Here is a 21,386-nt window from a genome sequence, read left to right on the forward strand (position 1 = left end):
AATAAAAAATTTATATTAAATATATGTATAAGTTAGTTTTAAATAAAAAGCTTATAAATAAGCATTGGAGTGATTAAATGATAAATATTTTATTAAATGGCTGTTGTGGGAAAATGGGTAAAATAGTTACCCAGTCTTGTACTAATTTCCCTAATATAAAAATATGTGCAGGAGTAGATAGATTTAAAACAAATATGAATTATCCTGTTTATGAAAATATTTTTGAGTGCAAAGAAAAAATAGATGTAATTCTTGATTTTTCAAGACCTGATTCTTTAGAATCCCTACTAACTTATTCAAAAGATAAAAATATACCTCTTGTTCTTTGTACTACAGGTTATAGTGCTGAGCAATTATCAAAAATAGATGAATATAGCAAATTAATTCCTATATTCCGTTCTGCTAATATGTCTTTAGGAATTAATGTAGTTAATAATATATTAAAAAAAATAACTAACCTTCTTTATAATAATTTTGATATTGAAATAATAGAAAAGCATCATAATCAAAAGGTAGATGCTCCAAGTGGTACTGCTCTTCTTCTTGCAGATACTATAAAGTCTTCTATATCTGAAGAAACAAATTATGTATATGGAAGAGAAGGAAATAGCAAAAGAAATCATAAAGATATTGGAATACATGCAGTAAGAGGTGGAAGTATTGTAGGGGAACATGAAGTTATGTTTGCAGGCCAAGGAGAAATAATAGAAATAAAACACACAGCTTTATCTCGTGAAGTATTCGCTATAGGGGCATTAAAAGCCTGCGAATTTATGTATGGCAAAGAAAAAGGACTTTACTCTATGGACGATATTATAGAAAATAATTAAAATTTACAGTATGCTTAAAAAATAATCCATTGCATCATAAAAATAATGCAATGGATTATTTTTATTTAATTATGTAAAATTTTTATTTATCCATTTTTCAAGTCTATCCATACCTTCTTTTAAAATATCAAAGCTGTAAGAATAAGATATCCTTACATGTCCTTCTCCTAAAGGACCAAAAGCTGAACCTGGAACAAGAGCTAAATGTGCTTCTTTAAGAAGTCTTTCACAAAACTCTTCGCTGCTTAATCCATATTTTTTTATAGAAGGAAATATATAAAAAGCTCCAGTAGGCATTACTGTTTCTAATCCCATTTTTATAAGTCTTTTATATACATAATCTCTTCTTTTTATAAATTCTTTTTTCATATCTTCTACATCTTTAAGGCAATTTTTAAGGCCTTCATAAGCACCATACTGGGCTATTGATGGTGCACAAGAAACATTATATTGATGTACTTTCATTATTTCATCCATAAAAAATTTTGGTGCACAAACATATCCTACCCTAAGCCCAGTCATAGAAAACATTTTAGAAAAACCACTTATTAAAATAATTCTATCTTTTAATTCCTTGCACTGAGCTATAGAATAATATTCTTCTTCAAAACATAAAGAGCTATATATTTCATCTGTAACTATGATTATATTACTATCTTTTAATAAATTACTTAATTTATTTCTATCTTCTTTAGATAAACTTGCCCCTGTAGGATTAGATGGATATGAAAGTATTAATATCTTTGGATCTTCAGTTTCAATAAGTTTTTTAATTTCATCTACATTTATAGAAAAATCTCCATTAAGACTATAATTTATTACTTTTCCACCTGCTAATTTACTGCAGCTTTCGTAAGCTGGATAAGCTGGACTTGGTATAAGAACCTTATCTCCTTCATTTAATATAGCAGTAAATGTGGAAAGTATAGCTTCACTGCCTCCTACAGTTATACATATCTCATCTTTATTATAATCTATATTAAATTTACTTAAGAATTTAGATATTTCTTCTCTAAGCTCCGTTAACCCTGAATTTAATGTATATTCTGTTTTGTTTTCATTTATAGCATTTATCATTGCTTTTTTTATATTTCCTGGGACATTAAAATCAGGCTGTCCTAATGTTAAAGATAAAGCCTCAGGTACTTGAATAACTTTATTGTAAAATTTTCTTATACCAGAAATTTCTATATTTTTTACTCTTTTTGAAATTGCATATTCGTTATATGTAGAAATATCCACTAAACTACCTCCTTTGTATTTGATTTATACTTATAATTATATTCTTTTTTGCTATTTTTTAAAAGATTTTCTTTTTATGCTAATTTACCCCTTTCATTATTCTTTATTTTTTATTATAATTTATTGTATATTGCCATATAGTAAAAGTTTAATAACTTAAAAAAGGAGGTTTATTAATATGGAATATAATTTAACAGACCCTTATGAAATAGCAAGATTTATAAAAGAATCAAAAAAAACAACCCCTGTTAAAGCATATATATCAGGAAATTTAGATGAATGTGATTTCGGAAATATAGATGTATATGGCTCCAATAATTTTTATGTACTTTTTGGTGAAGGTAATGAAATTTTAGAATTCATAAACCAAAATAAAAATAAAATAGAAAAATTTAAATTAGAAAATGATAGACGTAATTCAGCAATTCCACTTATGAATATTCTAAATGTAGATGCTAGAATTGAACCAGGTGCTATTATAAGAGATAAAGTTATAATAGGAAAGAATGCTGTAATTATGATGGGAGCTGTAATAAATATAGGCGCAGAAATTGGAGAAAGCGCTATGGTAGATATGAATGCTGTTATAGGTGCCAGAGCAAAAATTGGCAGAAGAGTACATGTAGGTGCTGGCGCCGTTGTCGCTGGTGTTCTTGAACCTCCTAGTAAAAGTCCTTGTGAAATAGGAGACGATGTTTTAATTGGTGCAAATGCTGTCATTCTTGAAGGAGTTAAAGTTGGAAATGGTGCCATTGTAGCTGCAGGCTCTGTTGTAACAGAAGATGTACCAGAAGGTGTTGTTGTTGCTGGAACACCTGCAAAAATTATAAAAACAGTAGATGAAAGAACAAAAGAAAAGACAAAAATACTTGATGATTTAAGAAAATAAGGGAATTTTTCCCTTATTTTTCTTTTATTTTTTATTATTTATTTTTATTATTTATTCTCCTCAAAAACATTTTCATTTTCTTCGTCGTCACTTTTTATTACACTTAAATCTTTATTTACTTTTTCCATTTTAGATATAGATACTTCATAAGCTACTTTTTTAATTGTTTCATTCTCTGATATTTTCTTTTCATATTCTCTGCTTTGAAGTCTTCCCCATATTCTAATATTATCTCCTACTTGAAGGTTTTGGCAAAATCTTGAATTTCTTCCCCAAGCTATGGTTGGAATATAATCTGATTTATTATAAGAACGATTAACTGCTAAAAGCATGTCTGCTATTTCTCTTCCAAAAGGAGTAGTCCTATAAATTGGCTGCTTACATATATATCCATCAAGAAATATTTGATTTGGATTTTTACTTTTTTCAATGCAGAATTCAATATTTCTTGCAAATACTGAAAGTATAAGTCTGTTAGCCCCATCTATAAATTTATTATAAGATCTAAGCTGCCCTTCTACTATTACTTCACTTCCTTCTTTAAGATCCATTCCTACTATTAATCTTTCCGAAACTGTAACATTTAATAAATCCTTTGCTTCACTTAATCTTGGTACTTCAATATTAAATGTATAAAATCCTTCTCCATACATTTCATGGCTAAATTGAAGATCCGATACTATTTTCCCCTCCAAATATATCTTATTGTTTAACATTAAATTGTCCATCTTAACCCCTCTTTCCCTTAGTTTTAATTACTCACACAACATATAAATATTCAAATAAAAAATAAAATATAACAATTTTTAACTTAAAAATAAAACTTTTTTAAATAATTTTTTTTCTATATCTTCTGCTTTTAATCCTTCAATCAATGCTATTGTTACTGATACCATCAATGAATATAAATGTATATCATTAATATATTGAAAATGAATAGGTATTTCTTGAGGTTCAAGTATGTAATCTTCTTTTAAATCTAAATATCTCTGGAGGCAATATACAAAACCTAAATTATTATCTTCAACACTGGAAAGAGTTACTGTATTTTTATTCCCAAATCCATATGTTATTATATTCCCATATATATTCAAATTTTCTTTATAATTATTATCCATATTAATAAAACAATAATTACATTTTAAATTTGAAAATTTTAATTTTTTATTACTATTTAAAATTATATAGTCTAACTTAGAATATTCAGTTAACTCATCTAAAAATAAAAATTTATAATGAATTTCTAAAATATCTAAAGCCTCTAATATATATGTTTTTAATTTCTCTTCTTCTATCCCAGATATTATTGTTAAGTTTTTCATATAATCCCTCCTGCAAAAACTTATTTTAAATTATTTTAAGCAGGAGGCTGTATTTTATACATTTATGAATATATGTTCTCATTATATTACATATTTATTATAATCTTCAATACAAATACATTTTATTTAGATATTTGTCTTCCTGTAGAATCTATATAAAAATTATCTTTATAAATTAAATCAGAAACTTTTACAAAAGTATATCCATCATTTTTTAATTTTTCTAGTACTTTAGGAAGATTTTTAGGTGTATATTTAGCAGTATTATGATATAAAATTATTGAACCTGGTTTTGTTTTTGAAATTACTCTATTATATTCTATATCTTCTCCTTGTTCCTTCCAATCAATGCTGTCAACATCCCACTGAATACAATAAAAGCCAGCCTCTTCTATAGTTTCTATTAAAGTATCATTGTAAGCTCCTGAAGGAGCTCTAAAAAGCTTTGTCTCCTGACCTGTTATAGATATAATTTTATCTTCACAGTTTTTAATATCCTGCAATATTTTTTCTTTTGGTATTTTTGTCATATCTGGATGCTTGTCACTATGATTGCCAATTTCATGCCCTCTATTAGATATTTCTTTAGCAAGGTCTTTGTTATCCTCAATCCATCTTCCTACAAGAAAAAATGTAGCTTTAACATCATATTTATCTAATATATCTAATATTTGTTCTGTATTATCTTCTCCTAAACTTACATCAAAAGTTAATGCTATCTTTTTTTCTTTTACATCTACACTGTATATAGGGAGTTTTTTATGCATTAATTTAAATACTCCTATATTTTTATAATTAACTATTATTGAAGTTATAGAACTTATAAATAATAAAATTAATGCTATAAATATTTTTTTAGCTATTTTCCTTTTTTCATGTAATATTGTCATATATCTCCCTCATATTTATTATTTCTATATAATATTATTCTTAAAAAAATTTTATATTCATATGTTTTACTTTGGATAACATATGTCTTTATATATACTTTACTATCATATTATTTTTTATTTTGAGTTAAATTTCTCATTTTACTTTGGATAATATAGGTCTTTGAGCCTTTAATAATACAGTATAAGTATTTTTTTAAAAGAAAAACTATAAACATGAAATTAAAGCACCGATTTATTTCGATGCTTTTTGTGATATAATATTTTTATAATATTTTTAAGAATGTTAGCATTATAATATACATTAATACAAGGGGGAATAACTGTGTTTGGAGATACTTCTGAATTAGCAGAAAATAAATTACTTCTTCTTTATATATTTGATAAAATCAATCTTCCAATTTCTAATATACAGATAACACAAATAGTACTTGAAAATAATTTCATAAATTATTTTACTCTTCATCAATACATATCTGAATTAGTTTCTTCTGGATTTTTAGAATATACAAAAGAAGAATCTAAACATAAATTAATTATAACAGCAAAAGGTTCAAAAGTTCTTTCTATGTTTAAGCAAAGACTTCCTAAAGATAAAATAGAAATAATAGATAACTATTTAAAACTACATTTAGAAAAAATTAAAAAAGAAATTACTATTTTTGCTGATTATACAATTGAAAATAATAATAATTATATAGTAAATTTAAAAGCAACTGAAAACAATTCAATTTTAATGGACTTAAAATTAAATGTTCCTTCAATTAAACAAGCAAGAGAACTTTGCAGCAGATGGAAGCAAAATTCATCAGAATTATATAGTAAAATAATTAGTTTGCTTATAGATTAAATAATTAGCATACCTGTAGGTTCTCCCCCTATAGGTATGATTTTTTTAGTTTCTTTTTTTAAATTAAGCTCTATTAAAAAATTATTATAGTTATCACCCACATAAATATTTTCTTCATTTTTAATTATACCTCTTGGCATCCCACCTATTTTTATTCTTTTTATTTCTTTTACATTATCCATATCTATTATACTTATAGTACCATCTCCAAAATTAGATATATAGCAAATATTATTTTCACAATAAATATCTACAGGATAAGTTCCTACTTTTAATCTCCATACAGTTTCTAAATTTTTTAAATCTATCATGCATAAACTTCCATTTTTATTAATTCCCATAAAACTTTCACATACTAAAAGCTTATCTTCTTTTGGTGTAAAAATTGCTTTTACTGGATAACTTAAAACTTTTATATTTTTAATATTAAAGTTATCACTACAGTCAATTAGTGTTATACTATCACTATTCATGTTAGATACTGCTATTATCTTTTTATTTTTATTAATAGATATACTATGTGGAAAATTACCACAGGGTATTTCTTCAATTATTTTATTTTGGCTTAAATTAAATACTATAATACTATTTAATTCACCACAGATAATATAAGCATTATCTTCAAAAACATCTACTCCATTACAATGCATGCCAATAAAAAAATTTTCAATTTCTTTATTCATATTTATATCTACAATAGATAAACTATTACTATAACTGTTAGCTACTAATAACTTATCTTTATAAATACATATATCATGGGGACCGGCTTTATAAGCTTCATGCCTGCTTAGTTCTATTTTCTGTTCCTCTTTAAATTGAATTAAGTTAACCTTTGAAATATAGTCAGAAGAAGTATTGCATACGTATAAGCAGCTCAATCTAATCACCCCCGTTACACTAATATATAATATGTAACTAAGGGCAAACTGTTAATAATTAATAAGCATTTTTTATTATTTTCCTCATATCTCCTATCATATAAAGAGATCCACATATAAGGAGTAAATCATCTTTTTGACAATAAGATAATCCTAATTTATAAGCTTTTTCATAATCATCTTCAATTTCTACATTAGGATTAATTTTCTTTATATTATAAGCAAGTTTTTTAGAAGTTTCTGCTCTTTCAGAATGAGGAGCTGTAACTATAATTTTAGCTGCTTTAGGAGCTATTATATTTATCATATTTCCAACTTGTTTATCAGCTAATATACCTAAAATAAGAATTATATTATTATATTTAAAATAAACATCAATGCTTTCTTTTAAATTTTTTATACCATCTACATTATGTGCTCCATCTATAACTACCAATGGATCCTTTTTCATAACCTCTAATCTTCCAGGCCATTTTACATTTTTTAAAGCTTTTAAAATATGTTGTTTTTCTATATTTATACCTTGCCTTATAAGTTCTTCTACTGCATGTATTACAACAGAACAATTTAACATTTGATGTTTTCCTAAAAGGTTAAATTCTACTTCATAATAATTTTCATTAGTTTTAATAATAATATTTTGTTTAAAATTATTAAAATCTATATATTTTAATTCCGCAGTATTTCTTTTAACATCTATAAGTTTAGAATTTTTTTCAGTGCATATATTTTTTATTACATTATAGCTTTCTTCTTCTTGAGGATATAAAACCAAAGGTACTTCATTTTTTATTATTCCAGCCTTTTCATAGGCAATTTTCCCTAAAGTATCTCCAAGTATTTTCATATGATCATAACTTATAGAAGTTATAATACTTAATATAGGTATTATAACATTAGTAGAATCTAATCTTCCTCCAAGACCTACTTCAATAACAGCATAATCTACATTTTTATCATAAAAATATTTAAACATAGCACAACTTATTATTTCAAACTCTGTAGGATGTTCATATCCTAAGCTAATTACCTTATCTACAGCTTTAGCTACTTCAGTTACTACTTTAGCTAAATCTTCTTTGGATATATTCTCACTATTTATTTGAATTCTTTCTTCAAATTCTTCTAAATACGGAGAAATATACATACCAACTTTATATCCTGCTTCTTTTAAAATTTCACTTATCATAACAGTTGTAGAACCCTTACCATTAGTTCCTGCTATATGTATACATTTTAATTTTTTATGAGGATTCCCTAAAATTTCTAAAATCTTTTCTGTTCTTTCTAATCCATAATTACTCCCCAATTTTGCAGTATTTTTTATATAACTCATAGATTCAATATAATTCATTTTATCACCAGTTTCTATTTTATTTATATAAATTAATCAGCAGAGGAAAATCCTCTGCTATTTTTAATTTAAATTTTTAATTCTTTGAATAACTGCATTAAGCATTTCTTTATATTTTTCACCTTTAGCTCTTTCTTCATCTACAACAGCCTTTGGAGCTTTATTTACAAATTTTTCATTTGAAAGTTTTTTCTCTACTCTATCTATTTCAGATAAAAGCTTTGTTTTTTCCTTATTAAGTCTTTCAAGTTCTTTTTCTCTATCTACTAAATCTAAAAGAGGAATATATATTTCGGCTCCTCTTGTAACTACTGAAACAGCATTTTGAGGAATTTCTTCTTTAGATTGTAACATATTAATCTCTGATGCAAATGCGAGTTTTTCAAAATAAATTGTACCAGATATAAAAGCTTTTTCAGCTTCTTTTGAAACTAAAGCTAAAATTTTTGCTTTTCTTGATGGTGGAACATTCATCTCTGCTCTTACATTCCTTATGCTTTTAATAGCATCTATAATATAATCCATATTTTCTTCTGCTTCTTTATCATTTAAATTTTCATCATATTCAGGCCATTTTGATATTGTAATTGATTCATATTCAGCGTCTAAATGTGTATATATTTCTTCTGTTATAAATGGCATTATAGGATGAAGAAGCTGCAAACTTGTAGTTAAAACTTTATAAAGCACATTAAAAGTTATACCCTTTGCTCTTTCATTATTCCCATAAAGTATAGGTTTGACTAATTCTATATACCAGTCGCAAAACTCTGACCAAATAAAATCATATATCTTTTGTGATGCTATTCCAAGTTCGAATTTTTCTATATTATCAGTTATATCTTTAGAAACAGTATTTAATCTTGATAATATCCATCTATCAGCTATAGTATAATCTTTATCATCTTTATATTTTTCCATAATATTTTTATCTAAATTCATTATAACAAATCTAGATGCATTCCAAATCTTATTTGCAAAATTTCTAGCTGCTTCAACCTTTTCTTCTTGATATCTTATGTCATTTCCTGGAGCATTCCCAGTTATAAGCATAAATCTTAAAGCATCTGCTCCATATTTTTCTATTACATCTAATGGATCTACACCATTGCCTAAAGACTTAGACATTTTTCTTCCTTCTGCATCTCTTATAATTCCATGTATAAGTACAGTTTCAAAAGGAATATCGTTCATATTATGAAGACCTGAAAATATCATTCTTGCTACCCAGAAGAATATAATATCATAACCTGTTACAAGAGTATTTGTTGGATAAAAGTATTTTAAATCCTCTGTTTCATTTGGCCATCCTAAAGTTGAAAATGGCCATAGAGCGGAACTAAACCAAGTATCAAGAACATCTTTATCCTGTTCTAAGTTACTGCTTTTACACTTTGAGCAAGTTTTTGGCTCTTCTATAGAAACATTAATCTCCCCGCAATCTTTGCAGTACCAAACAGGAATTCTATGTCCCCACCAAAGCTGTCTTGATATACACCAATCTTGAATGTTTTCCATCCAATTATAATATATCTTTTCAAATCTTTCTGGAACAAATTTTATCTTTTTTTCTTTAACAACTTCTATTGCTGGTTTTGCTAAAGTTTCCATTTTTACATACCACTGTTTTGAAATCATAGGCTCTACTGTAGTTTTACATCTATCATGGCATCCAACATTGTGAGTATGTTCTTTTATTTTAACTAAATATCCTTGCTCTTCTAAATCCTTAACTATTGCTTTTCTTGCTTCGTATCTATCCATGCCTGCATATTTACCGCCTAAAGCATTTATAGTTCCATCTTCATTCATAATATTTATTTCTTCTAAATTATGTCTTTTACCAACTTGATAATCGTTTGGATCATGAGCAGGAGTTATTTTAACTGCACCTGTTCCAAAATCTAAATCTACATAGTCATCTTCTATTATAGGAATTTCTTTATTAACTAAAGGTAAAATTAGTTTTTTACCTACTAAATGTTTATATCTTTTATCTTTAGGATTTACAGCTACTGCTGTATCTCCAAGCATTGTTTCTGGACGAGTTGTTGCTATTTCTAAATACTCATCACTTCCTACTACTGGATATTTTATATGCCAAAAATATCCATTTTGTTCACTGTATTCTATTTCCGCATCAGAAAGAGCTGTTTTACATTTTGGGCACCAATTTGTTATTCTATTTCCTTGATATATAAGCCCTTCATTATATAATTTAACAAAAACTGTTCTAACAGCTTTACTTAAATTTTCATCCATTGTAAAAGCTTCTCTTGTAAAATCCGCTGAAACTCCCATTTTTTTAAGCTGCATTCTAATTCTTTCTCTATATTCATATGTCCATTCCCAAACTTTATCAAGAAAAGCTTCTCTTCCCATTTCTTTTTTCTTTAAACCTTGTTTTAAAAGCTCATTTTCAACTTTAACTTCCGTTGCTATACTAGCATGGTCTTCTCCTGGAAGCCAAAGTGTACTGTAGCCTTGCATCCTTTTAACCCTTATTAAAAAATCTTGAAGTGTATTATCTAATGCATGACCTAAATGAAGCTTACCTGTTATATTTGGAGGAGGCATAATAATAGTATAAGGTTTTTTATTTTTGTCTACCTTTGGAGTAAAGTATCCTTTTTCTTCCCAAGTTTTATAAATTCTTTCTTCAAATTCTTTTGGATTATATGTGGTTGCAATATTTTTTAACTCTTCCATAACTTCATCTCCTCATATTGTACATTATAATTTTTAACTAATAAATAAAAAAGCCTTCATCCATAAAAGGACGAAGACATAATCGCGGTACCACCTTTTTTCCTACAGACACAAGTCGATAGGCTCTTAAATTTTTAACAGTTAAGAAAACCGTCTTGCTTTACTAAAATTCAAGCAAGAAGCTCCAAAGCTACCTTCAAGGCAATTTGTATAGAAAGTCTCTCAGCCTTAGAACTTTCCTCTCTTAATACTCCAAGCCTTTACTCCTCTTTATCAAAGCTTTTTATTAATATATTATGTTTTAATTATTAATTATTATACTATTATTTTAATATCTGTCAATATTATTTAAGAAATTAAATATTATTAAATTTTTATATAAATCATAAACTTTAAACAATTATTAACACTATTACTTCTCACTTCATAATATAAAGTATACTAAGATTTTTAATGGAGGTATTTATGAAGAAAAAGTATTTAACCTTATTTCCTTTGCTATTATCCTTTGCATTAATTATTACTTTATTTAGTGGTTGTAATAAAAAAAACAATAGTGATGTTATAAAGGTGAAATTAAATGAAGTAACCCGTTCCATTTTCTATGCACCTTTTTATGTTGCTATGAATGAAGGCTTTTTTAAAGAAGAAGGACTAGAGATTGACCTTACAACAGGCGAAGGTGCAGACAAAACTATGCAGCAGGTTTTAAGCCGCAGTGTAGATATAGGTTTTTCTGGGCCAGAACAAGTTTTATACATCTATAATCAAAAAAGAGAAGATTATCCTATAGTATTTGGACAGCTTACACAAAAGGACGGTTCATTTTTAGTGTCTAGAAAAGAAGAAAAAGATTTTAAATGGGAGTCTTTAAAGGGTAAAGTTATATTAGGAGGCAGACCTGGTGGAGTTCCTCAAATGACACTTGAATATGTATTAAGAAACCATGGAATCAATCCTTCAAAAGATGTTGAAATGATAACTAATATTGCATTTTCTGCAGTAACTGGAGCATTTAAGGGAGGTACTGCTGACTATGCTGCATTGTTTGAACCAAATGCAAGCCTTTTAAGAAAAGATAATACAGGTTATATAGTAACTTCTGTTGGTGCTTCAGCTGGAATAATTCCATACACCTGTTATTATTCTACAAAATCATATATAGAAAAAAATCCTGAAGTTATAGAAAAATTTACTAGAGCTGTTTATAAAGGTCAGATTTGGGTTCAAAATCACAATGAAAAAGAAATTGCAAAATCTATAAAGTCATTTTTCCCTGGAACAGATGAAGATTTAATTGCACAAGTTGTTAAAAACTATAAAGACATAGATGCTTATGCACCAAACTTAGTTTTAAAAGAAGAAAATATGACCAGGCTTATGGATATCATTCAATCTTATAAAGCAGATATCTTACCTGAAAGACCTCCTTTTGATAAAATAGTTAATAATATCTTTGCAGAAAAAGCTATAAAAAATGTAAAGTAGTTTTTATTTATATAATATAAAAGAGCGGCGAAAAACTACTATAATAATTATTAATTTTTATAAATAAAGGCCATGCATAAAAAATTTTTATGCATGGCTTTTAAATTTATTGAAAGCTTTTTTAAAATCCTATATCTAAACCATTTTTAGTTTCTATTTCTATTTTTTTATCACTAGCCGCTTCATTTAATGCTTCATTGCCTGCCTCAATGTTTAAATTTTTAAATGCTACAGAAAGCATAAGTTTTATTCTGTTAAGTTGATTTACCTCACTAGCACCTGGATCATAATCTATAGCTGTTATATTTACATCAGGATATTTATTTTTTAATCCCTTTATCATTCCTTTACCTGTAACATGATTTGGAAGACAAGCAAAAGGCTGCATACATACTATATTTTTTACATCACTTTCTATAAGCTCTATCATTTCTGCAGTTAAAAACCATCCTTCACCAGTTTGGTTCCCTAAAGATAATATTTCTTTAGCCCCTTGAGCTAATTTATTAATACTTTTAGGAGCACTAAATCTTTTACTTTTATTTAAAGCTTTTTTCATTTCTATTCTGTAATATTCCATACCAACTATAGCAGCATTACTTGCAATTTGAGCTTTTGTTGTTCCTGATAAATATCTCTTTTTAAAATTTGCATTATATGCACAATACATAAGAAAATCCATTAAATCAGGCATTACAGCTTCGGCACCTTCGCTTTCAATAATATCTATTATATTATTGTTTGCTGTTGGATGGAATTTAACTAATATTTCTCCAACTAATCCTACTTTAGGCTTTATTATATCTTTTAGCTCAATATTATCAAAATCTTCTACTATTTTTTTTACATACTTTTTAAAAAGCTTTCTATCTCCTTTTCTTACTGCTTCTTTACATTTTTCTGTCCAAAATTCATACAAAAGATTAGCTGAACCTTTTACTTCTTCATAAGGTCTTACTTTTAAAAGTACTCTCATAAGTAAATCGCCAAATACAACTGCCATCATAGCTTTATTCAAAAGTCCAATCGTTATAGAAAATCCCGGATTTTTTTCTATACCCATTGCATTTAAAGATATTACAGGTATATTTTCATATCCAGCATCTTTTAAAGCCTTTCTTATAAAACCTATATAATTAGTAGCCCTGCATCCGCCTCCAGTTTGAGAAATCATTACAGATAATTTATTTATATCATATTTACCTGATTTTATAGCTTCTATAATCTGTCCAACAACTATTATAGAAGGATAGCAAGCATCATTGTTTACATATTTAAGTCCTTCATCTACAGCATCTTTATCTACAGAAGGAAGAACAACAAGATTATAGCCTGACGCTCTAAAAGCTTCTTCTAAAAATTGAAAATGAATAGGAGACATCTGTGGTACTAATATTGTATGAGTTTCCTTCATTTTTTCAGTAAAAATAACTCTTTTTAAAGGCTTAGTTATTAATGAAGGTTTAAATCCCATTTTATCTCTTTCTTCCATAGCAGCCTTTAAAGAACGAATACGTATCCTAACTGCACCAAGATTGTTACCTTCATCTATTTTTAAAACTGTAAATATCTTATTAGAACTCTCTAAAATTTCTTGAACCATATCTGTGGTTACTGCATCTAATCCACATCCAAAAGAATTTAATTGAACAAGCTCTATATTCTTTTGAGTTTTTACAAAGCTAGCAGCACCATAAAGTCTTGAATGATATACCCATTGATCAACGACTCTAAGAGGTCTTTCTATTTTACCCAAGTGTTCAATAGAATCTTCTGTAAGTACAGCCATATCAAATTCTGTTATTAAATTTGGTATTCCATGATTTATTTCAGGATCTATATGATATGGTCTTCCTGAAAGAACAATACCTTTTTTACCTGTTTTATTTAAATATTCTAGTACTTCTTCTCCTTTTTTTCTTATATCTGATTTGAAATTTTCCTGCTCTTTAAAGGCTTTTTCTACAGCATTTTCTATTTCATTTTTTGTAATATTAAAAGTTTTAAATTCTTCAAAAAGTCTTTTTTTAAGCTTTTCTTTATCATCTAAAGCTAAAAATGGATTCATAAATTTTACATCTTTTTCTTTTAATATATCCATATTAGTTCTTATAACTTCTGAATATGAAGTTACTATAGGGCAGTTATAATGATTATCCGCATCTTCTTTTTCTTTTTGTTCATATGGTATACATGGATAAAAAATAAATTTTATTCCTTTATTTACAAGACTCATTATATGTCCATGAGTTATTTTAGCTGGATAGCATACCGATTCTGATGGTATTGTTTCAATTCCCATTTCATAAATTTTTTTTGATGATCTAGGAGATAATTCTACCCTAAATTTTAACTCAGTGAAAAAAGTAAACCAAAATGGATAATTTTCATATATATTTAAAACTCTTGGAATTCCTACTGTCCCTCTTGAAGCTTCTTCAAGCTCTAAAGGCTTATATTTAAAGAGTCTTTTATATTTATAATCGTAAATATTAGGTATATCTTGTTTTTTATTAGTTATTCCAAGTGGTCTTTCACATTTATTTCCCGATATGAATTCTTTTCCTTCATTGAATTTATTTATAGTTAAAAGACAATTATTACCGCATAATCCACATCTTCTCATAGTGGTTTGTGAAGAAAATTTATCTAAATTTTCTTCAGATAATAAAGTACTTTCCATGCCTTCTTCATATCTTTCTTTAGCTATTAATGATGCGCCAAAAGCTCCCATAAGCCCTGCAATATCTGGTCTTACTGCTTCTCTTTCTGATACAAGTTCAAAACTTCTTAAAATAGCATCATTATAAAATGTTCCACCTTGAACTATTATTTTTTTACCCATTTCTTTTGAATCACGAACCTTAATAACTTTTAAAAGTGCATTTTTAATTACAGAATAGGAAAGTCCAGCAGATATATCTGCAACAGTAGCCCCTTCTTTTTGTGCTTGCTTAACTCTAGAATTCATAAATACAGTACATCTTGAGCCTAAATCTACTGGATTTTGAGATTTCAATGCTTCTTTTGCAAAATCATCTACGCTCATATTTAAAGAATTTGCAAAAGTTTCGATAAAAGAACCACAGCCTGAAGAACAAGCCTCATTTAATAATATACTATCTATAACACCATTTTTTATTCTAAGGCATTTCATATCTTGCCCGCCAATATCTAATATAAAGTCTACTCCTGGTAAGAAAAACTCAGCAGCTTTATAATGTGCTATAGTTTCAATTTCTCCTATATCTATATTTAAAGCAGCTTTTAATAAAGCTTCTCCATAACCTGTTACAACTGAATTAACTATTTTGGCTTCTTTTGGCATATTTTTGTATAAATCTTTAAGAATTTTTATAGAGCTATTTAAAGGACTTCCTTCATTACTTCCATAAGAAGAATAAAGTATACTTCCTTCTTCATCTATAAGTACAGCTTTTGTTGTAGTAGAACCAGCATCAATTCCTAAAAAACATTTACCTTTAAAACTATTTAAATCTCTTCTTAAAGCTTTATGTTTTTCATGCCTTTCTTTAAATTCTTTAAGTTCATCTTCATCTTTAAATAGAGGTCTTAGTCTTCTTACTTCATTTGAAGTATTATTGTAAATAGAATTTAACCTTTGAAGAAAATCTTTAAATGAAATAGTATCTCCATTTTTAGAAGCTAAGGCTGCTCCTATAGCAACAAAAAGTTGAGAGTTTTCTGGAAAAATACTCTCTTCTGGAGATAAATTAAGTGTTTCTATAAATCTTTTCCTAAGTTCTGAAAGAAAATAAAGAGGTCCTCCTAAAAAAGCTACTTTCCCTTTAATAGGTTTACCGCAAGCAAGCCCACTTATTGTTTGATTAACAACAGCCTGAAATACAGAAGCTGCAATATCTTCTTTTGCTGCTCCTTCATTTAAAAGGGGTTGTATATCTGTTTTTGCAAATACACCACATCTTGACGCTATAGGATATATAATCTTATGATTTTTAGAAAGTTCATTAAGACCTGCCGCATCAGTTCTAAGTAGTGAAGCCATTTGATCTATAAATGCTCCTGTCCCTCCTGCACAGGTACCATTCATCCTTTGTTCTAATCCTCCATCAAAATAAGTGATTTTTGCATCTTCTCCTCCAAGTTCTATAGCCACATCAGTCTGAGGAATAAATTTTTCAATAGTGTTAGTAGATGCAATAACCTCTTGTATAAAAGGTACATTAAGCCATTTAGAAATAGAAAAACCACCTGAACCTGTTATTGCTATTTTTATATTTTCATTTTTATATTTATTGTAAGCTTCATTTATTATATTTATTATTGTCTTTTTTATGTCTGAATAATGTCTTTCATATTTACTATAAATTATATTATTAAAACTATCTAAAATTACTAATTTTACTGTAGTAGAACCTACATCTAATCCCATATATAAAACTTTGTCCATATTTTTTAGCTTAAAAGCTATTCCCCCCTTCATTACGAAGCATGCCTATAAAATATTAAAAATTTGAGTAAACTTACTCAAATTTCATATATTATTTAAAATATTTCATTTATTATTTAAAAATATTATCATTTTATTTAAACATACTATAATTATTATATAACTTTAATGCATATTATTCAACTTAAAAAATAACCCAAGCGATAATAAATATTCACTTGGGCACATACTAATCTGCAGCTTTTATTCTTGCTAAAGCTCTTTTTAATCTTAGTTCTTCTTTTTTATAATCTCTAAATTGATTTTTTCTTAAAATTGTTTCTGCTTTTTTCTTAGCTTCTTCTGCCCTGTTTATGTCAATTTCTTCAGGCCATTCTGCAGTTTCACAAAGCAAATTTAATTTATTATTTGAAATTTTCAAAACTCCTGTGGATGTAAAAAGTTTTAATTTTCTTCCATCTATAGTAGTAAAATATGTTACTGTCGGTACTAAAGAAGTAGTCATATCTAAGTGATTAGGTAAAATTTCAAATCGTCCTATTTCACTTTCTGTAGAAAGTTCTTTAACTTCTCCATTAAATATTTTTCTCTCTGGGGTTAAAATCATAAGTTTTAATTTTTCATCCATTTATCTTCCCCCTAGTCTGCCATCATCTTTTTTGCATTCTCAACTACTTCATCAATAGTTCCAACAAACAAGAAAGCAGCTTCAGGTATGTCATCATACTTTCCTTCTAATATTTCCTTAAATCCTCTTACAGTTTCCTTTACAGGCACAAATTTACCAGGTATTCCAGTAAATTGTTCTCCTACTGTAAAAGGCTGTGAAAGAAATCTCTGCACTTTTCTAGCTCTAGATACTACAAGCTTATCTTCTTCAGAAAGCTCATCAATTCCAAGTATTGCTATTATATCTTGAAGTTCTTTATATCTTTCAAGTATATGTTTTACATCGTTAGCTACTTTATAATGTTCTTCTCCAACAATTCTAGGATCAAGTATTCTAGATGTTGACTCTAAAGGATCAACTGCCGGATATATTCCTAATTCTACTATTGATCTCGAAAGTACAGTAGTAGCATCAAGATGTGTAAAAGTAGTAGCTGGCGCTGGATCAGTTAAGTCATCAGCAGGAACATAAACCGCCTGAACTGAAGTAATGGAACCATTTTTGGTTGATGTAATTCTTTCTTGTAATGCTCCCATTTCAGTTGCAAGAGTTGGTTGATATCCTACAGCACTAGGTATTCTTCCAAGAAGTGCTGAAACTTCAGAACCAGCCTGAGTAAATCTAAATATATTATCTATAAATAGAAGTACATCTTGACCTTGATCTCTAAAATATTCTGCCATAGTAAGACCGGTTAAAGCAACTCTCATTCTTGCACCAGGCGGCTCATTCATTTGTCCAAAAACCAAAGCAGTTTTTTCTATAACTCCTGATTCTTTCATTTCATTATAAAGGTCATTACCTTCTCTTGTTCTTTCTCCAACTCCTGTAAATACTGATATACCTCCATGCTGTTTTGCTATATTATTTATAAGCTCTTGAATTAAAACAGTCTTTCCTACTCCAGCACCACCAAAAAGTCCTATTTTACCTCCTTTTTGATAAGGTGCTATAAGGTCAATAACTTTAATTCCTGTTTCAAACATCTCTGGTACAACTGATTGCTCTTCAAAACTTGGAGCTGGTCTATGAATTGGATAATATAAACTTGCCTTTATACTTTCTCCCTCGTCTATGGTTTCTCCTAATACATTAAAAAGTCTTCCTAAACATTCTCTTCCTACTGGAACTGATATTGGTTTCCCTGTATCATGGGCTTCCATACCTCTTTTTAATCCTTCTGTAGAATCCATAGCTATAGTTCTTACAATATCGTCTCCTATGTGCTGCTCAACTTCTACAGTAAGTTTTTTATTTTGCCCTAAATTTATTTCAATAGCATTATATATACTAGGAAGATTTTCTGAATTAAATTTTATATCTACTACTGGTCCTATGACCTGTACTACCTTGCCTACATTTTCAGCCATAAGCCTCTCTCCTCTTCCTTTTTTTATTTTTGTGCTTCTGCTCCGCCTACAATTTCAGATATTTCTTGAGTTATAGCACTTTGTCTCATTCTATTAAACTGAAGTTTTAATTTATCTAATAATTGATTTGCATTTTTAGTAGCTCCATCCATAGCAGCCATTCTTATTGATTGCTCGCTGCATTTTGAATGAATTAATAAATTAAGCATTTTTGCCCTAATATAAATAGGAACAATATCATCTAAAAAATCATCTACTTCAGGTTCAAATTCTATATATTTCGTAGAATAATTTTCTTCGTCTCCTAAAGGTAAAATTTTTTCTATAGTTACTTCTTGTTTAGCAGTACTTAAAAATTTATTATAAACTGCATAAACTTCTCCTACTTCATTGTTGTCATAAATATTTAAAATGTCCATAGCAAAAGCATTTGAGTCTCCTAAAGTAGGTACATCATGAATATCAGTATATTTTTTGTATATTTTATAATTATATTTATTAAAAAAAGATACTCCTTTTTCTCCTAAAATAAATAATAAAGAATTTTCTTTATCTTTAGATATTTCCTCTAATGCTTTATTCAATACATTTAAATTAAAAGAACCGCAAAGACCTTCATCTGAAGTAAATATTACATATAATTTTTTCTTGTTACCATTACCATTTTTATATACATTACTTATTTCGTGATGCTTTAAACTTTCATTTAATACAGCCATTAAAGAATCATAATAAGGACTGTTTATATCTAATGCTTCTTTAGTTTTCCTAAGCTTAGAAGTGGCAACAAGTCCCATGGCTTTTGTAATTTTTTGTGTATTTGTTACAGACTTTATTCTGCTTTTTATAGCAACAAGTCCTAGCCCTGCCACATTAAACACCTCCTACAATCCTTAGATGGCATAGCAATTTAAAATTGCTATGTCTTTTTTTAAGCTTAGACCTCATTAGATAAAAATATTTTTTTAAATTCAGTAATTGCCTTATTTAATGATTCTTTAATTTCGTCGGTGAGTTCTCCCTTTTCTAGTATAGCTTCACCTATTTTTTTATGATGAATATTCATATATTCTAAAAATTTATCTTCAAATAATTTTATTTTATTAACATCTATATCCATTAAAAAGTCATTAACAGCTGCATATAAAATCATTATTTCTTTTTCAACAGACATAGGTTTATATTGATCCTGCTTTAATATTTCAGTTATTCTTTTACCTTTTTCCAATCTTCTTTTTGCTTCTTTATCTAAATCTGAACCAAATTGTGAGAAAGCTGCTAATTCCCTGTATTGTGCTAAGTCAAGTCTAAGAGTACCTGCAACTTGCTTCATAGCTTTTATCTGTGCATTTCCTCCAACTCTTGAAACTGAAATACCTGCATTAACAGCCGGTCTTTGCCCTGAAAAGAATAATTCTGATTCAAGGAATATCTGACCATCTGTAATAGATATAACATTAGTTGGAATATATGCTGTAACATCTCCAGCAAGAGTTTCAATTATAGGAAGTGCCGTCATTGATCCTCCACCTAATTTGTCAGAAAGCTTAGCTGCTCTTTCTAAAAGCCTTGAATGAAGATAAAATACATCTCCTGGATATGCTTCTCTGCCTGGTGGTCTCCTAAGTAATAATGACATTGTTCTGTAAGCTGATGCATGTTTTGAAAGATCATCATACACTATTAAAACATGTTTACCTTTATTCATAAAATATTCTCCCATACTGCAACCAGCAAAAGGAGCAAGGAACTGACGAGGAGCTGTTTCTGACGCTGTAGAAGAAACTATTATTGTATAATCCATAGCTCCCATTTCAATTAATGTATTATATATATTAGCTACAGTTGATTGCTTTTGACCTATAGCAACATATATACAAATTATATCTTTACCCTTTTGATTTATTATAGTATCAATTGCAAGGGCAGTCTTTCCAGTCTGTCTATCTCCTATAATAAGTTCTCTTTGTCCTTTACCTATAGGGATCATTGAGTCTATAGCTTTTATACCAGTTTGAAGTGGTTCTTTTACTGATTGCCTATCAATAACCCCAGGAGCAATAACTTCTGTGGGTCTATATTCAGAAGCTTTAATAGGTCCTTTACCATCTATAGGCTCTCCTAATACATTTACAACCCTTCCAAGAAGAGCTTCTCCTACAGGAACTTCCACAACTCTTCCTGTTCTTTTAACTATATCTCCTTCTTTTATCCCTCTTTCACTTCCAAAAAGAACAGCACCTACATTATCTTGCTCTAAATTTAAAGCCATACCATAAACACCATTAGAAAATTCAAGAAGTTCGCCTTCCATACAATCATCTAATCCATGTATTCTTGCAACTTCATCTCCTACTTGTATTACGGTACCAGAATCTACAGTTTCTAATTTATTTTCATATTTTAATATCTGCTCTTTTATAATAGATGTAATCTCTTCAGGTTTTATGTTCATTATT

16 protein-coding genes and 1 other annotated feature are annotated in these 21,386 nt (G+C 28.1%); of the genes, 4 read left to right on the forward strand and 12 right to left on the reverse strand.

All coding sequences use genetic code 11. The features are described 5' to 3' along the window. The first annotated feature begins 77 nt into the window (after positions 1 to 77). Complete coding sequence (gene dapB / locus EGD97_RS03175; RefSeq protein WP_078682377.1) at positions 78 to 830, forward strand: 4-hydroxy-tetrahydrodipicolinate reductase; 753 nt, start codon at positions 78 to 80, stop codon at positions 828 to 830. A gap of 69 nt (positions 831 to 899) precedes the next feature. On the opposite strand, the gene EGD97_RS03180 is transcribed toward dapB, so the two are convergent. Then, positions 900 to 2,066, reverse strand: a complete 1,167-nt coding sequence (locus EGD97_RS03180) for an aminotransferase class I/II-fold pyridoxal phosphate-dependent enzyme (RefSeq protein ID WP_078682505.1) — start codon at positions 2,064 to 2,066, stop codon at positions 900 to 902. A gap of 184 nt (positions 2,067 to 2,250) precedes the next feature. Between EGD97_RS03180 and dapD the strand changes: the two genes are divergently transcribed. After that, on the forward strand, positions 2,251 to 2,961 hold the full coding sequence (gene dapD / locus EGD97_RS03185; RefSeq protein WP_078682378.1) for a 2,3,4,5-tetrahydropyridine-2,6-dicarboxylate N-acetyltransferase: 711 nt from the start codon (positions 2,251 to 2,253) through the stop codon (positions 2,959 to 2,961). Between the two features lie 47 nt (positions 2,962 to 3,008). Here dapD and EGD97_RS03190 read toward each other — a convergent pair whose 3' ends face one another. The 3 genes from EGD97_RS03190 to pdaB form a co-directional block, all read right to left on the reverse strand. After that, a complete protein-coding gene (locus EGD97_RS03190) occupies positions 3,009 to 3,689 on the reverse strand; it encodes a single-stranded DNA-binding protein (protein ID WP_078682379.1) in 681 nt (226 codons plus the stop codon). A gap of 78 nt (positions 3,690 to 3,767) precedes the next feature. Beyond that, on the reverse strand, positions 3,768 to 4,283 hold the full coding sequence (locus EGD97_RS03195; RefSeq protein ID WP_078682380.1) for a hypothetical protein: 516 nt from the start codon (positions 4,281 to 4,283) through the stop codon (positions 3,768 to 3,770). A 122-nt stretch (positions 4,284 to 4,405) separates the two neighbouring features. Beyond that, positions 4,406 to 5,173 carry a polysaccharide deacetylase family sporulation protein PdaB gene (gene pdaB / locus EGD97_RS03200; protein ID WP_078682381.1) on the reverse strand — a complete coding sequence of 256 codons (768 nt, stop codon included), beginning with the start codon at positions 5,171 to 5,173 and terminating at the stop codon, positions 4,406 to 4,408. A gap of 325 nt (positions 5,174 to 5,498) precedes the next feature. Here pdaB and EGD97_RS03205 point away from each other — a divergent pair, with 325 nt between their 5' ends. Continuing rightward, positions 5,499 to 6,023: a DUF4364 family protein gene (locus EGD97_RS03205; protein ID WP_078682382.1), complete on the forward strand. Its 525-nt coding sequence runs from the start codon at positions 5,499 to 5,501 to the stop codon at positions 6,021 to 6,023. On the opposite strand, the gene EGD97_RS03210 is transcribed toward EGD97_RS03205, so the two are convergent. The 3 genes from EGD97_RS03210 to EGD97_RS03220 all read right to left on the reverse strand — a co-directional run bounded on the left by EGD97_RS03210 (position 6,020) and on the right by EGD97_RS03220 (position 10,967). Then, positions 6,020 to 6,904 (reverse strand): YncE family protein, encoded by an 885-nt coding sequence (locus tag EGD97_RS03210; protein WP_127836477.1) that lies wholly within the window; start codon positions 6,902 to 6,904, stop codon positions 6,020 to 6,022. The two genes, EGD97_RS03205 and EGD97_RS03210, sit on opposite strands and share 4 nt — an antisense overlap. 58 nt (positions 6,905 to 6,962) lie before the next feature. Continuing rightward, positions 6,963 to 8,258 carry a bifunctional folylpolyglutamate synthase/dihydrofolate synthase gene (locus EGD97_RS03215; RefSeq protein WP_078682384.1) on the reverse strand — a complete coding sequence of 432 codons (1,296 nt, stop codon included), beginning with the start codon at positions 8,256 to 8,258 and terminating at the stop codon, positions 6,963 to 6,965. 63 nt (positions 8,259 to 8,321) lie between these two features. Next, complete coding sequence (locus tag EGD97_RS03220; protein WP_078682385.1) at positions 8,322 to 10,967, reverse strand: valine--tRNA ligase; 2,646 nt, start codon at positions 10,965 to 10,967, stop codon at positions 8,322 to 8,324. Between the two features lie 63 nt (positions 10,968 to 11,030). Then, positions 11,031 to 11,253: a binding site (T-box leader), on the reverse strand. 179 nt (positions 11,254 to 11,432) lie between these two features. Between EGD97_RS03220 and EGD97_RS03225 the strand changes: the two genes are divergently transcribed. Beyond that, positions 11,433 to 12,455 carry an ABC transporter substrate-binding protein gene (locus EGD97_RS03225; protein WP_127836478.1) on the forward strand — a complete coding sequence of 341 codons (1,023 nt, stop codon included), beginning with the start codon at positions 11,433 to 11,435 and terminating at the stop codon, positions 12,453 to 12,455. Positions 12,456 to 12,576: 121 nt separating this feature from the next. Here EGD97_RS03225 and EGD97_RS03230 read toward each other — a convergent pair whose 3' ends face one another. From EGD97_RS03230 to atpA, 5 genes are all read right to left on the reverse strand, one after another. Continuing rightward, entirely contained in the window at positions 12,577 to 16,887 is a 4,311-nt protein-coding gene (locus EGD97_RS03230) for a 2-hydroxyacyl-CoA dehydratase (protein ID WP_127836479.1), read from the reverse strand. A gap of 229 nt (positions 16,888 to 17,116) precedes the next feature. After that, positions 17,117 to 17,515 (reverse strand): ATP synthase F1 subunit epsilon, encoded by a 399-nt coding sequence (atpC, locus tag EGD97_RS03235; protein ID WP_078682388.1) that lies wholly within the window; start codon positions 17,513 to 17,515, stop codon positions 17,117 to 17,119. Positions 17,516 to 17,526: 11 nt separating this feature from the next. Next, the gene (gene atpD / locus EGD97_RS03240) at positions 17,527 to 18,927 is read right to left on the reverse strand and encodes a F0F1 ATP synthase subunit beta (protein ID WP_078682389.1); all 1,401 of its coding nucleotides are present in this window, start codon (positions 18,925 to 18,927) and stop codon (positions 17,527 to 17,529) included. 23 nt (positions 18,928 to 18,950) lie between these two features. After that, positions 18,951 to 19,799 (reverse strand): ATP synthase F1 subunit gamma, encoded by an 849-nt coding sequence (gene atpG / locus EGD97_RS03245; protein WP_078682390.1) that lies wholly within the window; start codon positions 19,797 to 19,799, stop codon positions 18,951 to 18,953. A 65-nt stretch (positions 19,800 to 19,864) separates the two neighbouring features. Then, positions 19,865 to 21,382 (reverse strand): F0F1 ATP synthase subunit alpha, encoded by a 1,518-nt coding sequence (gene atpA / locus EGD97_RS03250; protein ID WP_127836480.1) that lies wholly within the window; start codon positions 21,380 to 21,382, stop codon positions 19,865 to 19,867. Between the last annotated feature and the right edge of the window lie 4 nt (positions 21,383 to 21,386).

This window comes from Clostridium prolinivorans (genome assembly GCF_004011155.1).
Classification (GTDB): Bacteria; Bacillota; Clostridia; order Clostridiales; family Clostridiaceae; genus Clostridium_AT; species Clostridium_AT prolinivorans.

Bases quoted from the DNA above. Each gene is read 5' to 3' on its own strand.
- dapD (WP_078682378.1), top strand. From the start codon at position 2,251: ATGGAATATAATTTAACAGACCCTTATGAAATAGCAAGATTTATAAAA.
- EGD97_RS03215 (WP_078682384.1), bottom strand. From the start codon at position 8,258: ATGAATTATATTGAATCTATGAGTTATATAAAAAATACTGCAAAATTG.
- EGD97_RS03225 (WP_127836478.1), top strand. From the start codon at position 11,433: ATGAAGAAAAAGTATTTAACCTTATTTCCTTTGCTATTATCCTTTGCA.
- atpD (WP_078682389.1), bottom strand. From the start codon at position 18,927: ATGGCTGAAAATGTAGGCAAGGTAGTACAGGTCATAGGACCAGTAGTA.
- dapB (WP_078682377.1), top strand. From the start codon at position 78: ATGATAAATATTTTATTAAATGGCTGTTGTGGGAAAATGGGTAAAATA.
- pdaB (WP_078682381.1), bottom strand. From the start codon at position 5,173: ATGACAATATTACATGAAAAAAGGAAAATAGCTAAAAAAATATTTATA.
- EGD97_RS03230 (WP_127836479.1), bottom strand. From the start codon at position 16,887: ATGGACAAAGTTTTATATATGGGATTAGATGTAGGTTCTACTACAGTA.
- atpC (WP_078682388.1), bottom strand. From the start codon at position 17,515: ATGGATGAAAAATTAAAACTTATGATTTTAACCCCAGAGAGAAAAATA.
- atpA (WP_127836480.1), bottom strand. From the start codon at position 21,382: ATGAACATAAAACCTGAAGAGATTACATCTATTATAAAAGAGCAGATA.
- EGD97_RS03220 (WP_078682385.1), bottom strand. From the start codon at position 10,967: ATGGAAGAGTTAAAAAATATTGCAACCACATATAATCCAAAAGAATTT.
- EGD97_RS03195 (WP_078682380.1), bottom strand. From the start codon at position 4,283: ATGAAAAACTTAACAATAATATCTGGGATAGAAGAAGAGAAATTAAAA.
- EGD97_RS03190 (WP_078682379.1), bottom strand. From the start codon at position 3,689: ATGGACAATTTAATGTTAAACAATAAGATATATTTGGAGGGGAAAATA.